This is a genomic window from Mesorhizobium sp. L-8-3 (genome assembly GCF_016756615.1).
Classification (GTDB): Bacteria; Pseudomonadota; Alphaproteobacteria; order Rhizobiales; family Rhizobiaceae.
Genome location: NZ_AP023262.1, coordinates 1,056,236 through 1,068,478 on the forward strand (window position 1 = coordinate 1,056,236; position 12,243 = coordinate 1,068,478).

At 64.3% G+C, this 12,243-nt stretch carries 12 protein-coding genes and 2 pseudogenes; 12 read left to right on the forward strand and 2 right to left on the reverse strand.

From position 1 onward, the window contains the following. Positions 1–97: 97 nt before the first annotated feature. From JN302_RS04830 to JN302_RS04860, 7 genes and pseudogenes are all read left to right on the forward strand, one after another. Positions 98–763, forward strand: a complete 666-nt coding sequence (locus JN302_RS04830) for a TetR family transcriptional regulator (protein ID WP_244846200.1) — start codon at positions 98–100, stop codon at positions 761–763. 12 nt (positions 764–775) lie between these two features. After that, a pseudogene (locus JN302_RS04835) lies at positions 776–1,744 on the forward strand (DUF3604 domain-containing protein); the annotation flags it as partial. Positions 1,745–1,784: 40 nt separating this feature from the next. Next, the gene (locus tag JN302_RS04840; protein WP_202332117.1) at positions 1,785–2,408 is read left to right on the forward strand and encodes a hypothetical protein; all 624 of its coding nucleotides are present in this window, start codon (positions 1,785–1,787) and stop codon (positions 2,406–2,408) included. A gap of 59 nt (positions 2,409–2,467) precedes the next feature. After that, positions 2,468–3,027: pseudogene (locus JN302_RS04845) on the forward strand (HupE/UreJ family protein). Then, positions 3,024–3,623 carry a HupE/UreJ family protein gene (locus JN302_RS04850; RefSeq protein ID WP_202332118.1) on the forward strand — a complete coding sequence of 200 codons (600 nt, stop codon included), beginning with the start codon at positions 3,024–3,026 and terminating at the stop codon, positions 3,621–3,623. Before JN302_RS04845 ends, JN302_RS04850 begins: the two are co-directional and overlap by 4 nt. Further along, on the forward strand, positions 3,620–4,495 hold the full coding sequence (locus JN302_RS04855; protein WP_202332120.1) for a peptidylprolyl isomerase: 876 nt from the start codon (positions 3,620–3,622) through the stop codon (positions 4,493–4,495). Before JN302_RS04850 ends, JN302_RS04855 begins: the two co-directional genes overlap by 4 nt. Before the next feature lie 6 nt (positions 4,496–4,501). Further along, the gene (locus tag JN302_RS04860; RefSeq protein WP_244846201.1) at positions 4,502–5,431 is read left to right on the forward strand and encodes a HupE/UreJ family protein; all 930 of its coding nucleotides are present in this window, start codon (positions 4,502–4,504) and stop codon (positions 5,429–5,431) included. A gap of 138 nt (positions 5,432–5,569) precedes the next feature. Here the strand turns inward: JN302_RS04860 and JN302_RS04865 are convergent, their stop codons facing one another. Both JN302_RS04865 and JN302_RS04870 read right to left on the reverse strand, forming a co-directional pair. Next, entirely contained in the window at positions 5,570–5,839 is a 270-nt protein-coding gene (locus JN302_RS04865; protein ID WP_244846591.1) for a hypothetical protein, read from the reverse strand. Between the two features lie 56 nt (positions 5,840–5,895). Beyond that, positions 5,896–6,648: a DUF2092 domain-containing protein gene (locus JN302_RS04870; RefSeq protein WP_244846202.1), complete on the reverse strand. Its 753-nt coding sequence runs from the start codon at positions 6,646–6,648 to the stop codon at positions 5,896–5,898. 521 nt (positions 6,649–7,169) lie between these two features. On the opposite strand from JN302_RS04870, the gene JN302_RS04875 reads away from it, so the two are divergent. The 5 genes from JN302_RS04875 (at position 7,170) to JN302_RS04895 (ending at position 12,216) form a co-directional block, all read left to right on the forward strand. Next, the gene (locus tag JN302_RS04875; RefSeq protein ID WP_244846203.1) at positions 7,170–8,174 is read left to right on the forward strand and encodes an AraC family transcriptional regulator; all 1,005 of its coding nucleotides are present in this window, start codon (positions 7,170–7,172) and stop codon (positions 8,172–8,174) included. A gap of 187 nt (positions 8,175–8,361) precedes the next feature. Next, positions 8,362–9,741: a hypothetical protein gene (locus JN302_RS04880; RefSeq protein WP_202332122.1), complete on the forward strand. Its 1,380-nt coding sequence runs from the start codon at positions 8,362–8,364 to the stop codon at positions 9,739–9,741. Further along, positions 9,680–10,459 carry a hypothetical protein gene (locus JN302_RS04885; RefSeq protein ID WP_202332124.1) on the forward strand — a complete coding sequence of 260 codons (780 nt, stop codon included), beginning with the start codon at positions 9,680–9,682 and terminating at the stop codon, positions 10,457–10,459. Before JN302_RS04880 ends, JN302_RS04885 begins: the two co-directional genes overlap by 62 nt. Positions 10,460–10,477: 18 nt before the next feature. Beyond that, on the forward strand, positions 10,478–10,831 hold the full coding sequence (locus JN302_RS04890; protein WP_202332126.1) for a hypothetical protein: 354 nt from the start codon (positions 10,478–10,480) through the stop codon (positions 10,829–10,831). 533 nt (positions 10,832–11,364) lie between these two features. Continuing rightward, positions 11,365–12,216 (forward strand): metallophosphoesterase, encoded by an 852-nt coding sequence (locus JN302_RS04895; protein WP_202332129.1) that lies wholly within the window; start codon positions 11,365–11,367, stop codon positions 12,214–12,216. Positions 12,217–12,243: the final 27 nt, after the last annotated feature.

Sequence of the window (12,243 nt, forward strand, 5' to 3'; positions counted from 1 at the left end):
TTTGTCAATTTTGGAAGTGATTTTACACCGGAGCCGACGCGACTTCAGACCGGTTCCGCGTCACGCCAGCTTCACATGTCGGGCGGACAATGGCGGGATGACGATGCCCTTGCCCGCGACCATGCTGGACACCTCGAACCACACCGCCCTGAAGCTGCTCGACGCCTGTGAAAAGGTCCTGCGCGAAGTCGGCACGCTGGACAAGGTGACGGTGCGGCGCATCGCCGGCCGGGCCAAGGCCAACGCGTCGGCCATCAGCTATCATTTCGGATCCCAGGAGAAGCTGATCATCGCGGTCGCGCAGCGCGTCTACCGCCGGCTGAACGCCGAGCGGCTGGTGCTGCTCCAGAAGGCGGCGGCACGCCGCGCCCCGCAGCCGCCGGACCTGGAAGAGGTCATCGCCGCGCTCGTCGGGCCCTCGGTGCGCTGGAGCCACGATCCGGATTCCAGCTATCCGGTGCTGGTGCATTTCACCAACATGGCCCATGCCAGCAGCGACCCCGAGCTCTACCGCACGATCGTCGAAGGCGTCGAGCATCACCTGGCCTTCGTGCCTTACCTCAGGCGCATCGCTCCCTGGCTCGATGACGCGGCGATCGGCTGGCGCATCAGCTGCGCGCTGGGCATACGTTCCCAGCTCATCCACAACCGCCTGCGCACCGAGGCGCTGACCGGGCATGCCATCGACCTCGACGACCCCGACGAGGCGATCCGGCGCATGGTCGAGGTGATCGCGCCGATGTTCCGGCGCACTGCTTCTTGACGGCCGAGAGCGGGAACTTCCCGGGCCATCCCACCTGTGTCGCCGGGCAACCTCGATTGCAGCATCGCTAAGAAACCGGAGATGCTCGAGTTCGAATACGCGCGTTCCGCCTACAAGAACGGCCTGAGGCTCGAAAAGGAACTCGGTACCAATCCCTACAAGTTCGGCCTGATCGGCAGCAGTGATGCGCACAATTCGCTGTCGGCAATGGCGGAGGACAATTTCTTCGGCAAGACCGTGCCCCAGGAGCCCAGTCCGGAGCGCATGCTGGCGACCTTCGTCGACAACAAGGAAACCGGCGTCAGGATCATGGACTGGGAGGTCGGCGCCTCCGGCTACGCCGCCGTCTGGGCGGAAGAGAACACGCGTGAATCGATCTGGGACGCGATGGAGCGCAAGGAGACCTATGCCACCACCGGCCCGCGCATGGTGGTGCGCTTCTTCGGCGGTTGGGACTTCGTTGCCGCCGATGCACAGGATCGCCTGCCCGCCTATGTGGGATATACCAAGGGCGTGCCGATGGGGGGCGATCTGGGCCAAGCGCCCCAAGGCAAGGCGCCGACCTTCCTCGTCGCCGCGCTCAAAGATCCGATCGGCGCCAATCTCGACCGCTACCAGATCGTCAAGGGCTGGATGGAGGCCGACGGCACACTGCAGGCAAAGGTCTACGACGTCGCCTGGGGTGGCGACCGTCAGCCCGGTGCCGACGGCAAGCTGCCTTCGGTCGGCGACACGGCCGACGTCGCCAATGCGAGTTGGACCAACACGATCGGTGCACCGGAATTGATCGCAGTGTGGACCGACCCGGATTTCGATCCGTCCGAGCGCGCATTCTACTACGGCAGGGTCATCGAGATCCCCACGCCGCGATGGACTGCGTATGACGCCAATTTTTCCGGCACCACGCCTCTGGGCGGGACGCGCATGAAGCTCCAGGACCGGGCCTACACCTCTCCGATCTGGTACACTCCTGCACAGTAGGAGGTGGAAATTGCACCAGCCTGGCCGAAAGCCCGCGGTCGTGGGCCGTCTTCTTGCACATGTGCTGACCGCGGCCGCAGCAACCGCTGCCGCGGCGCCCGACGGAATCGCATGCGGCTATGAGGACCCGCGAAGCGTTTCGATCGGGATTCTCAACTGGGTCTATCCGGACGCGCTTCATGTGATGTCGGCCGTCTGGCAGGCCGAGCATGCCGGCGTCCTGCCGCCACGCGGCGCCTCGGCTGCATCGGGGCCACTCGCCTTCTACCGTGCCGCCTCGAGCATGGAGAAGCTTGGCGCGCGTCTCGAATATCGGATCGCGACGGAGGCGGGACCCGATATCGCGGTCGTGCTCCTGCCGGCGGCAATGTGGACCCGTCATGTCCGGCGCCCTGACGGCATCGATGTCAAGACACACGTGCCGGGGCCTGAAAAGGACGACGTCGTCGTCGTGACCAGTGAGAAAGTCGTGCGGGCACTGCTCGCCGGCGACATCACCCTGGAGGATGCCCAGGCGCACGGCCTGATGCACTTCTATGGCAAGGACGAGGCTCTGGCCGCGGCGCGCGCGACCTTCCGCACCACCTTTCCGGCGGCCGTACTTTCACCGCAAGATGCTGTGCCGGCCGATCACGCCGGTGCGATCGGCCAGGAGTATCCATGACGTTCGAAACCGCAAATGACCTAGGGCGCGGGAAAGCGCGGATCGCTCTGGCGGCATCGATGCTGCTCCTGGCCATCGCCACCCAGCCCACCCTTGCACATGAGGGCGAAGGTGTCGCGGGCGGCTTTCTGTCCGGGTTCCTGCATCCGGTTCTCGGCTGGGATCATGTCGCGGCAATGGTGGCGGTTGGCCTTTGGGGCGCATTCCTCGGCGCCCCGGCGATCTAGCTCCTGCCGATCGTCTTCCCGCTGGTGATGGCCTTCGGCGGCACGCTCGGCATCGCCGGTGTGCCGCTTCCGGCCGTCGAGACGGGCATTGCCGCCTCCGCGGTGGTGCTTGGCGTCATGGTGGCGCTCGGCGTGCGGCCACCGCTGTGGATCGCGGGCGTCATCGTCGCCGCCTTCGCCATCTTCCACGGCCACGCCCACGGCACCGAGCTTCCCGTCGCGGCCGACGCGGTCGCCTATGCGGTCGGGTTCGTGACAGGCACCGGGCTGCTGCACCTCATCGGCATACGTTCGGCCTGGCGACCAGGTGGGAAGCCGGCAAGGTGGCGGTCAGAGCCGCCGGCGACGCCATTGCCGTTGCCGGCCTCGCTTTCCTGACCGGCTTCGCATGAGAACCGCACTCGCCCCGGCGGTGGCGATCCTGTTCGCCTCATGCGGGGCGGCCACCGCCCACAGCCCGGTCAAAGGCATAGGGGCGTCCTACAACGGACTTCTGCACCCCCTGCTGGTGCCGGCGCACCTGCTGGCGCTGGTCGCGATCGGACTGCTCGTCGGCCAGCATGCGCCACGCCAAAGCCGAGCGGCTCTCCCGGCCTTCGTGGCAGCGACGGCGGCCGCGCTGACACTGACCTGCGCCTTGCCGACCCTGCCGAGGTGGCCGCCGCTGGCGGTCGCGCTGGCCGCGGGCCTCGCCGTGGCATCGGGCCGCTTGCCGGGACCGGCCTCGTGGCTGCTGGCGGTCGCGGCGGCCGCCGCGGTCGCGCTCGATTCGCAGCCCGACGCGATCCCCGCCGATCAGGCTTGGCTGGCATTGATCGGCACCGGCCTGGGTGCCGCGCTCATCATCGTTTATCTCGGCGGCCTCGCGGCCTGGCTCGATCGCCCCTGGCACAGAATCGCGATCCGCGCTCTCGGCTCGTGGATTGCGGCCAGCGCGATGCTCGTCCTCACGCTCGATCTGCTGTCGCCCGCGAGTTCGTCCGCATGAGCCTCATCCGACGGCTTCTGACGGAACCGCTAATCCAGTTCCTGATCATCGGCGGCGTGGTCGTCGCGCTCTGGAATTGGCTCGATCGGACGCCGGGCGCCAAAGACCTCCAGGTGATCGAGATCGGGCCCGGCCGGATCGCCCAGCTCTACGAATCGTTTTCTCGCGCCTGGCAGCGCCCGCCCACGCAGCAGGAGCTCGACGGTCTGATCGAAGCCTTCGTGAAGGAGGAGATCTTCTACCGCGAAGGCATCGGCATGGGCCTCGACCGTGACGACACGGTGCTGCGCCGCCGCATGCAGCAGAAGATGGAGTTCCTGATGGAGCCGGGCGCGGAGGAACTCGACCCCACTGACACCGAGCTTGAGGCCTATCTGAAGGACAACGCCGCCGCCTTCCATGTCCCTGCGCGCGTCGCCTTTCGGCAGATTTTCTTCGATCCTGCCAAACGCGGCGACAAGATGCAGTACGACATGGCCGGGCTGCTCGCCGTGCTCGGGGAGGGCGGCAAGGCGCCAGCCGACGCAGGCGATCCGACATTGCTGCCCGCAAGCCTGCCCTTGATGCCCATCGACCAGATCGCCCGCAATTTCGGCGACGCCTACGCCGAAGCGATCGCCTCCTCCGACGAAGGACGCTGGAACGGGCCCTTGGTATCGACCTTCGGTCGGCATCTCGTATTCGTCGTCGACCGGGCCGATCCACGCGACCCGTCGCTCGACGACGTACGCGAACTCGTGCTGCGCGACTGGCGCTCGGCAAAGCGACGCACGCTGGCGGAGGCGCGCTATCGGGAGATGCGCGCCAACTACCGTGTGACGATCGCGCTGCCGGAGCAGGACGCGACATCGTCGAGCGTTTCGGACGAATGAACGGCCATGCGCGCGCTCGCCGTTCTACTCCTTCTGTTCGGCCTGGGAATCGGCTGCGCGGGAGCACACGAACTGCGGCCGGCCTATCTGGAGATCCTCGAGACCGAGCCGGAAACCTACTCGATCCTCTGGAAGGTGCCTGCGCGCGGGGAATACCGTCTGTCGCTTCACGTTCGGATGCCGGAAAGCTGTGCCGAGACCGAGGCGCCGGTCACAGCGATCGCCGACGCTGCGTCCACGAGCAGATGGCGCGTCCGGTGTCCCGGAGGGCTGTCCGGGCGCACGATCGTCATCGACGGTCTGGTCGCGACCTACACCGACGCGCTGGCGAGGATCGTGCGCGCTGACGGCACCGTGCAGACGCAGCGGCTCACGCCGGACTTTCCGGAACTGACTGTCGTTGCCGCGCCCACCTCCGGGGATACCGCGCGCACCTATTTCCTGCTTGGCGTCGAGCACATCATGCTCGGTCTCGACCATCTGCTTTTCGTTCTGGCGCTGCTCCTCCTGATCGGCAGCCCTCGCAGACTGGTTGCCACGATCACCGCATTCACTGTCGCCCATTCCGTCACGCTTGCCTTCGCGGCGCTCGGCCTCGCGCGGGCACCCCAGGCGCCGGTGGAGGCGCTCGTCGCGCTGAGCATCGTTCTGGTGGCGGCGGAGATCGTCCTTAAGCAGCGCGGCAGGAGCGACCTGTCGAGCCGCTATCCCTGGGTGATCGCCTTCGTCTTCGGATTGCTGCACGGCTTCGGTTTCGGAGGTGCATTGGCCGAGATCGGCCTGCCGCAAAAGGACGTTCCGCTGGCGCTGCTGACTTTCAACCTGGGCGTCGAGGCGGGACAGCTCGTCTTCGTCATGCTGGCGCTGGCCGCGATCGGCAGCCTCAAGCTCCTGCTGGCCATCCCGCCCGCCCGAGGCTCTTCATCGCTTATGTGATCGGTTCTCTGTCGGCCGCCTGGTTCGTCCAGCGGGTGGTCGGCTTCGGCGTCTGATCGCCGCGAAGTACGCGGCGAAAACCAGGCGGCCGAGGCCGACAAGAGAGGTCACGTCGGCGGGAACCCCACCTGGCGGCACTCAGTCGATGTAGACCACGACATAACGCCCGCCATAGGGCTGATAGTAGGTTCCGCCGCAACTCCACACGACGGTGCCGTTGACGCTTGTCCGCACACAGCCGGCGGGAAGTGTGGCGACATATATCGACGAGCGACGGATTACGCGGCGCGTGGTGCGCCTCGCGACGCCGGCGACACTACCGGGCGTCGCGGGCCGTCCTACGACGGCATGGGCTGTCGATACGAAGGAACCGATTGGCGTCGGCACGAGACTATCCACCGCGAGCATGCTGAATCCGACGAGCGCTCCCAGGAGGAGTTTGATGCGCAGCTTGATCATCGTCTTCATTCTCCAGCCTCGAGCGACAGTTCGCCGGTAACATCGGCGTAAACCTGCTCGACCTCTCTCGCGCCCGCCGGGGGAGTGAACGAAAATTGAGCGGGGTCGACACCCTCGCGCTTCCAATTGGTCAACCGAAGGGAATATTCCGGTGCCCCGGTTACCCACTTCGTCGTGATGACGTATTTGAGCGGAACCGGCTTCTCGCCCTTGCTGATCCAGATCTGCCAATCGACGATATCGGTTCTGAAGGCGAGGTGATCGCATTCGATGCCACCGACGAAGCCTGATCCGACAACGGTCCCCTCGGTCACGCCCTCGGTGAGCACCGCATAGGGGTCGCTGGCCAACAGTTCGGCTCCCGGAGCATCGAGGCCGGTGGCGGCCCGAAACTCCTCAGTCGCTTCTTCGACGCTCGGCCCCGGACTGTCCATCTGCGCATAGACATTCAAAGCCTTGCCGTAGAGCGATATGGTCTTGCCATCGAACGTCACCTGCGCATCCGCAAATGGGCCCTTTCGGGTCATGCGGAAGCCCTTGGCGCGATCGAGGGCGAGAGAGCCCGAGGCGCTGTACTGGATTTTCTGACCGGCAAGGTCGATGATCTCGTGGTCCGCGTCATAATCGACACTGAATGTGGACATGGCCTTGAGATTTTCGCTCATCGCCGCGAGGATCTTGTCGGCCTCAGGATCGATCTTGTCCTGTGCAGCGGCCGGGTACGCTGCAGCAGCGGCCATAACGGCCAGGGGCAGCACACACCGCCGCGCACCCTTCCCGAGCCTTGTCAGTTTCGGTCCAATCATGGTCTCACCTTGAAGATGCTTCGTGTAAAGCACACCACCTAAAGGCCAGAGAGAATCTCCTCCGGACAGTCACCGTGCGCCCCTGGCCACATTGCTATGGGCGGCCCAATTCTTCTTGCCATTTTGCGCCAGGAACGCCTGGTAGCGCGATGCTTCATATGCATCATGGCGTCGCGATGTGGGCCTCTGGATCAGGCAGTGGCGACGCACCAGGGGTTGTGCTATCTGTGCGGCCGGCTGACCCTCAGAGATGGACGAACTCTATGTCGTTCCCGTCGAATACCTATTGATCGGCGGAAATGCCTTCCTTCGCACCGCGCTTTGAAAACCGGCTCTTGCAGTCGACTTCACCCTGCAAACTACTGACCGCGCTCGCTATCCGGCTTGCTTCCATTGTCATCGGTGATATGTGTAAACCATTCATTTTGCGCCAATGCCTAGTTTAGGAGTACTTTCAAATAGCCGCAGTCCCTGTGATCTCCAGCCACGTACTGCAGGGTCTGCCCGCATTCATACGAATTGAGCTCGGGGAGAAGGCGCTGCAACGCGCCAATCGTGCCGCGGGTTTCGATGTTGAATTGATCGAGGATCGAAACTTCTTCATTCCTCAGCGGTCCGTGGTCGGATTCGTCGACGAGACGGCAAGAGTGCTTGGCGATTCCAAACTCGGGCTTCTGCTCGTGCCGAGCAGGAACATCGCCGCCTACGGTACGTTCGGACGATACGTGACTGAAGCCGATACTCTCGGCCAGGCGATCACGCGGACTATCGCGACCCTCCAATACCACAGTACTTATGACGGGTTGTCTGTCGCAACCGCTGCAGATGAGGTACGTCTCAGCTATACATTTGCCTTGGCCGGTTCTCGGGGATACGCTTCTTCCGTCGCATGCGCCGCCGCCGGCATATTGTTGAGCCTCTTCAGGGCATATCTGCCCGATCATTGGCGCCCGCGTCGCATTGAACTCGACATCCCGACCCCCTGCCACACTTCTCCATTTGAAGATGTGTTTCAATGCCCGGTCGTGTTCAATGCACCTGCAGTGGCGGTCGTCGTTGAAGGGCATCGATTGATGGCAGCGCCGAGACGCACATCACGGCCGATTGTGACATTCGAAGACGTCGCGCGTGATCGCCGAGGCGGTGCGCCGCGGAGTTTGCTCGACATTGCCGTCGCCCAGATTCGTGCGCAACTTCAGGCGGGTGACGTGTCCATCGAGGACGCTGCGCGATCCATGGATACAAGCGTTCGAACGCTTCAGCGTGAGCTACAGCAGGCCGGTGCCGACTTTCGCAGCCTTACGAGTGCCGTGCGGATTGAACGGGCCACCGAACTCCTAATGGGAACGAACGTCTCTGTTACCAGCATTTCGGAGGAGCTGGGCTACTCGTCACCGGCGGGGTTTTCGCGGGCATTCCGGAAGGTCAAAGGCTTAGGCCCGCGGGAGTTTCGCTCGATGGACCCGGGCCACGACTGATTTGTGGCCGCGTGCCCACGCGACCGGAGGCCGTGGGTTGAACCAGGGCTATTTTCGGACCCCAAAGCCGCTCAGGCAACGATCGTCGTAGCGTGAAATGGCAAGACGCCTTCGTTGCTCCCATGGGATAAGTGCAGGTGCATCTTGTTCCCGGCGGAACACGGGCAAGCCGGCGCGATTGTACGAGGTGACGACGACCATGCGCCTGCCATTTCTTGCCTTTGCTTTTGTCACCGCAGCCTTCGGGCAGGTCGCTTCGGCCGAGCAACTTGTCGGCAACGTCAACGGCGGCGGCGGCCCCATCGCAAAGTCGACGGTGACGCTATGGGCTGCGGGCGAGGGAGCACCCACCAAGCTGTCGGAAACAAGCACAGGTGACGACGGCGCGTTTCGCTTTGAATTCGACATCCAGAAGGCTGGCGGCGACGTGCTTTACCTGACCGCCAGAGGTGGAGAGCCCAAGACTGGCGGCTCGCAGGGGGCGCACCCGGCCATCGCGTTGATGGCAACGTTAGGCACCATTGCCCCGAAAGAAGTGACCGTCAACGAGCTCACGACCATGGCATCAGTATGGACGGGCGCGCAGTTCTTGAAAGGCGAAACGCTGAGCGGGCATGCGCTCGGACTGAAGATCGCCTCGGGCAATGTGCCCAACCTGGGGGACCTCGCGACCGGCGGATTGGGGCCCGTGATCCAGGATCCCCTGAACAGCACGCAGACCACCTCTCTGGCTACGTTGAACACCTTGGGTGGCTTGCTGTCGGGCTGCATCACGCGCGTGCAGACGGACGCCTGTGAAAGGTTGTTTCAGGCTTCCACGCCGCCCGGAGGGGCCGCTCCGACCGACACGTTGACGGCGGCCCAGGCCATCGCGCTGCATCCGTGGAATGGGCCCGAGAAGCTGTTTGCGCTGTTGGACCATTTCTACCCGGCCCAGGACGGGCCGGGCTCCCGCACCGTCCCGTTCCGGCCATACCTTCTGTTCGCTCCCGGCACATGGACCATCGCGCTGCGTTACGCAGGGGGTGGTTTGAGCGGCCTCGGCGGCATCGGCATCGACGGCGATGGCGACGCCTGGGCGGCAAACAATCAGATGGCAGGCTCGCAATCGACCATGTACGGCGGGATCGGCGGCACGCTCTCCGAGCTTGCGCCGAATGGCCGCCCCATCTCGCCGATGACCACCGGCTATACTGGAGGCGGCGTGGACTTTCCCGGCTGGGGCCTCACCGTCGCCGGCGACGGCAAGGTGTGGGTGACAAGCATCACCGGGAGGACGATCCCTGTTTTCGATAAGACTGGGAAGCCTCTGTCCCCGCCGACCGGCTACAACCCGAATGGGCAACTTGGCGGCATGCAGGGCATCAATACGACCCCCCGACGGGGATGTATGGGCGCTGGATTCAAGCAAGAGCCAGATCGTCCACCTGCCGAAAGTCGATCCGGCCCAGGCGCGTATCCTGTGCCGCACCGTCGACGACAAGCCCGTCGACGGCACCTGCCAGGTGAAGGGACCGTTCCACGTCGCGGTCGATCTGCAAGGCCGCATCCTGGTTTCCAACGCTAACTCCAATACGGTCACCCGCTTCCCGGCGAATGATCCCGGCAAGGCCGAACAATTGGAAGTCGGTTACAGCCCCCATGCCATCTCTATCGATAGCCAGGGCAATGCGTGGGTCGCGAATACGCTGGGCGAGCCGAGCGCCAAGGAGAAGCTGGATCTGCTCCGGATGAAGTTGCGGAGCGAGTTGGAAAGCAGGCTGGAACCGGCTGGCGGCGGTGACGAGACGGTAGAAAAGTTCATCGCCCTGGTCCGCATAATAGAGGAGTTCCCCGGCGGCAGCGTGAGCATCATACGCCCCGACGGCACCCCGGCGCCCGCCCCGTCGTTTGACGGTGGAGGGAGCATTAGCGGGCCTTGGGGCATTACGATTGACGGCAATGACCACGTATGGGTTGCGAACGGTTTCGGCAAAACACTGACCGAGCTTTGCGGTGTGCGTACCGAGACGTGCCCTCCCGGCTTCAAGACGGGCGACCCGATCTCTCCACCCAAGACCGGCTATGCCGGGAAGGGGATGCAATTTCTGACCGGTGTTGCAGTCGATCCGGCTGGAAATGTGTGGGCCGCCAACAATATCGATCTTATGGATGAGGTTTGTCTAGCGAAGATGCCTGACGAAACCGTTTCAACGCGCTGTGGCGGCAACGGCTTCGTTGTGTTCTTCGGGTTGGCGAAACCCGTGAGGACACCGGTGATCGGCAGCCAGGTACGACGCTGGTAGGCGGCGACGGGGCGGCACATGAAGCATGTGCCTATATTTGCCGCGGTCGCCGAGATGGCGACCGGTCTTGCCTTGATCGTGGCCCCCTCGATGGTCGGGCAACTGCTGCTTGGCGTTCCCCTGGCTGAACCTGCCGCGACGGTGGCCGGCGTCCTCGACCTGGCCCTGCTGGGGCTTGGCGCTGCTTGCTGGCCAGGCCCCCCAAGACTTGGCATGCTGTTCTACAGCGCGCTTGTCACGCTCTATCTTGCCTATGCTGGATTTTCGCCCCTCCCGACCGGACCGCTTTTCTGGCCGGTCGTGGTGCTGCATGGCGTGCTGGCCATTTTGCTCCTACTCACCTGGAAACGATCCGGTAGCGGACGAGCATGAATTGAGATCCGGGCCAGGCATCACTCTCGTGGAGCTCGCCAGATAGCTGTTTCCGCGATGCCGAAGACGGATCCGGAAGCGGGCCTGGACCGGCGACCTTGTCGAATGCGGGTAGGGCCGAAGCATCCAGGCGAAACTCTGCAAGGGTCGCTGGGGTCCTCGCGTTGCCGCCGGCCTCATCGATGTCCGCCATGCGATCGGATCACAACGTTCGCCATTTCCAGAGGAAATGCCGGCTTGGCACGCGACCGCGACCTCCGCCAGCGGCCGCTGGCCGGCATGACTCGAACTTTTGCCACCGATAGCCGTCGTCTCAACCTTTCTTTCTCGGCGGCCATTCCCCGACTCTTGCTCTGGATGGTCCAGCGGCTGTCGGCGGTAGTGCAGTCGAGAAGCGGAAGTGGCTCTCCGGCGTCGATTCGAACACGGTTCTAAAACTGTCACGCGCGGGAAACAGGCACGGCCTATCGAGCCGTCAGCGAGGCGCATCGCTTCCGGGATGCGCATCCGACGGAGATCGAACGGAGCCTGCGATGGAACGCGAAACCACCTTCATCCACCTCACCGACCTGCATATCGGCCGACCCGGCCACGACGATCCGCATCTCTTCAGCGACACCACCGCGACGCTGGAAACGATCCTCGGCATGATCGCCACGATCGAGCCCCGGCCGAGCTTCGTCGTCGCCAGCGGCGACCTTACCAACCGCGGCGATGCGGAAAGCTTCAAGGCGCTGAAATCGGTCATGGCCAGGCTCGACCTGCCCGTCGTCTACGCGCTCGGCAACCACGACACCCGCGAGGGCTTCTACCGGGGCTTTCTCGACCGCGCCGAGGATCTCGACGCCCCCTATTTCCACGATCAGGTGATCGACGGCGTCCATCTGATCACGCTGGATTCGTCCATCCCCGGCCAGATCGGCGGCGCCATCGAGCCCGAGCAGTTCGCCTGGCTGGAAAGGGTGCTGGAAACCCATGCCGACCTGCCCAAGCTGATCGTCTCGCATCACCCGCCCGCGATCGGCGACGAAGGCGAATTCGCTCCGTGGCGGTCGATCCGCGGCGAGGATACGGCGAGGCTCGCCGCGCTCCTCAAGGGGCGCAACGTCGTCGGCATATTGAGCGGCCACATCCACTACGACCGCGTCACCGTCTGGCACGGCATTCCCGTCGTCATCGGCATGGGCCAGCACGCGGCGACCGACATTCTGGTGAGGGACGTGCTGCGCATGGTCAACGGCGCGTCCTTCGCGATCGGCACCGTCCGCGATTCGGGCCTGACCGTCTCCTTCGTGCCGCTGCCTTCGGACCGCGCCGAACTCAACCGCTACCCGCTCGACATGCTGCGCAAGCTCAACGAGGGCATGGCCGCCGCGGCCGAATAACCAGATCCCTTCCAGGAAAGGAATTGA

What these genes read in the sequence shown, in the direction of transcription:
- JN302_RS04895 (WP_202332129.1), top strand. Translation starts at nt 11,365, where the DNA reads ATGGAACGCGAAACCACCTTCATCCACCTCACCGACCTGCATATCGGC.
- JN302_RS04830 (WP_244846200.1), top strand. Translation starts at nt 98, where the DNA reads ATGACGATGCCCTTGCCCGCGACCATGCTGGACACCTCGAACCACACC.
- JN302_RS04890 (WP_202332126.1), top strand. Translation starts at nt 10,478, where the DNA reads ATGAAGCATGTGCCTATATTTGCCGCGGTCGCCGAGATGGCGACCGGT.
- JN302_RS04860 (WP_244846201.1), top strand. Translation starts at nt 4,502, where the DNA reads ATGCGCGCGCTCGCCGTTCTACTCCTTCTGTTCGGCCTGGGAATCGGC.
- JN302_RS04855 (WP_202332120.1), top strand. Translation starts at nt 3,620, where the DNA reads ATGAGCCTCATCCGACGGCTTCTGACGGAACCGCTAATCCAGTTCCTG.
- JN302_RS04865 (WP_244846591.1), bottom strand. Translation starts at nt 5,839, where the DNA reads ATGCTCGCGGTGGATAGTCTCGTGCCGACGCCAATCGGTTCCTTCGTA.
- JN302_RS04850 (WP_202332118.1), top strand. Translation starts at nt 3,024, where the DNA reads ATGAGAACCGCACTCGCCCCGGCGGTGGCGATCCTGTTCGCCTCATGC.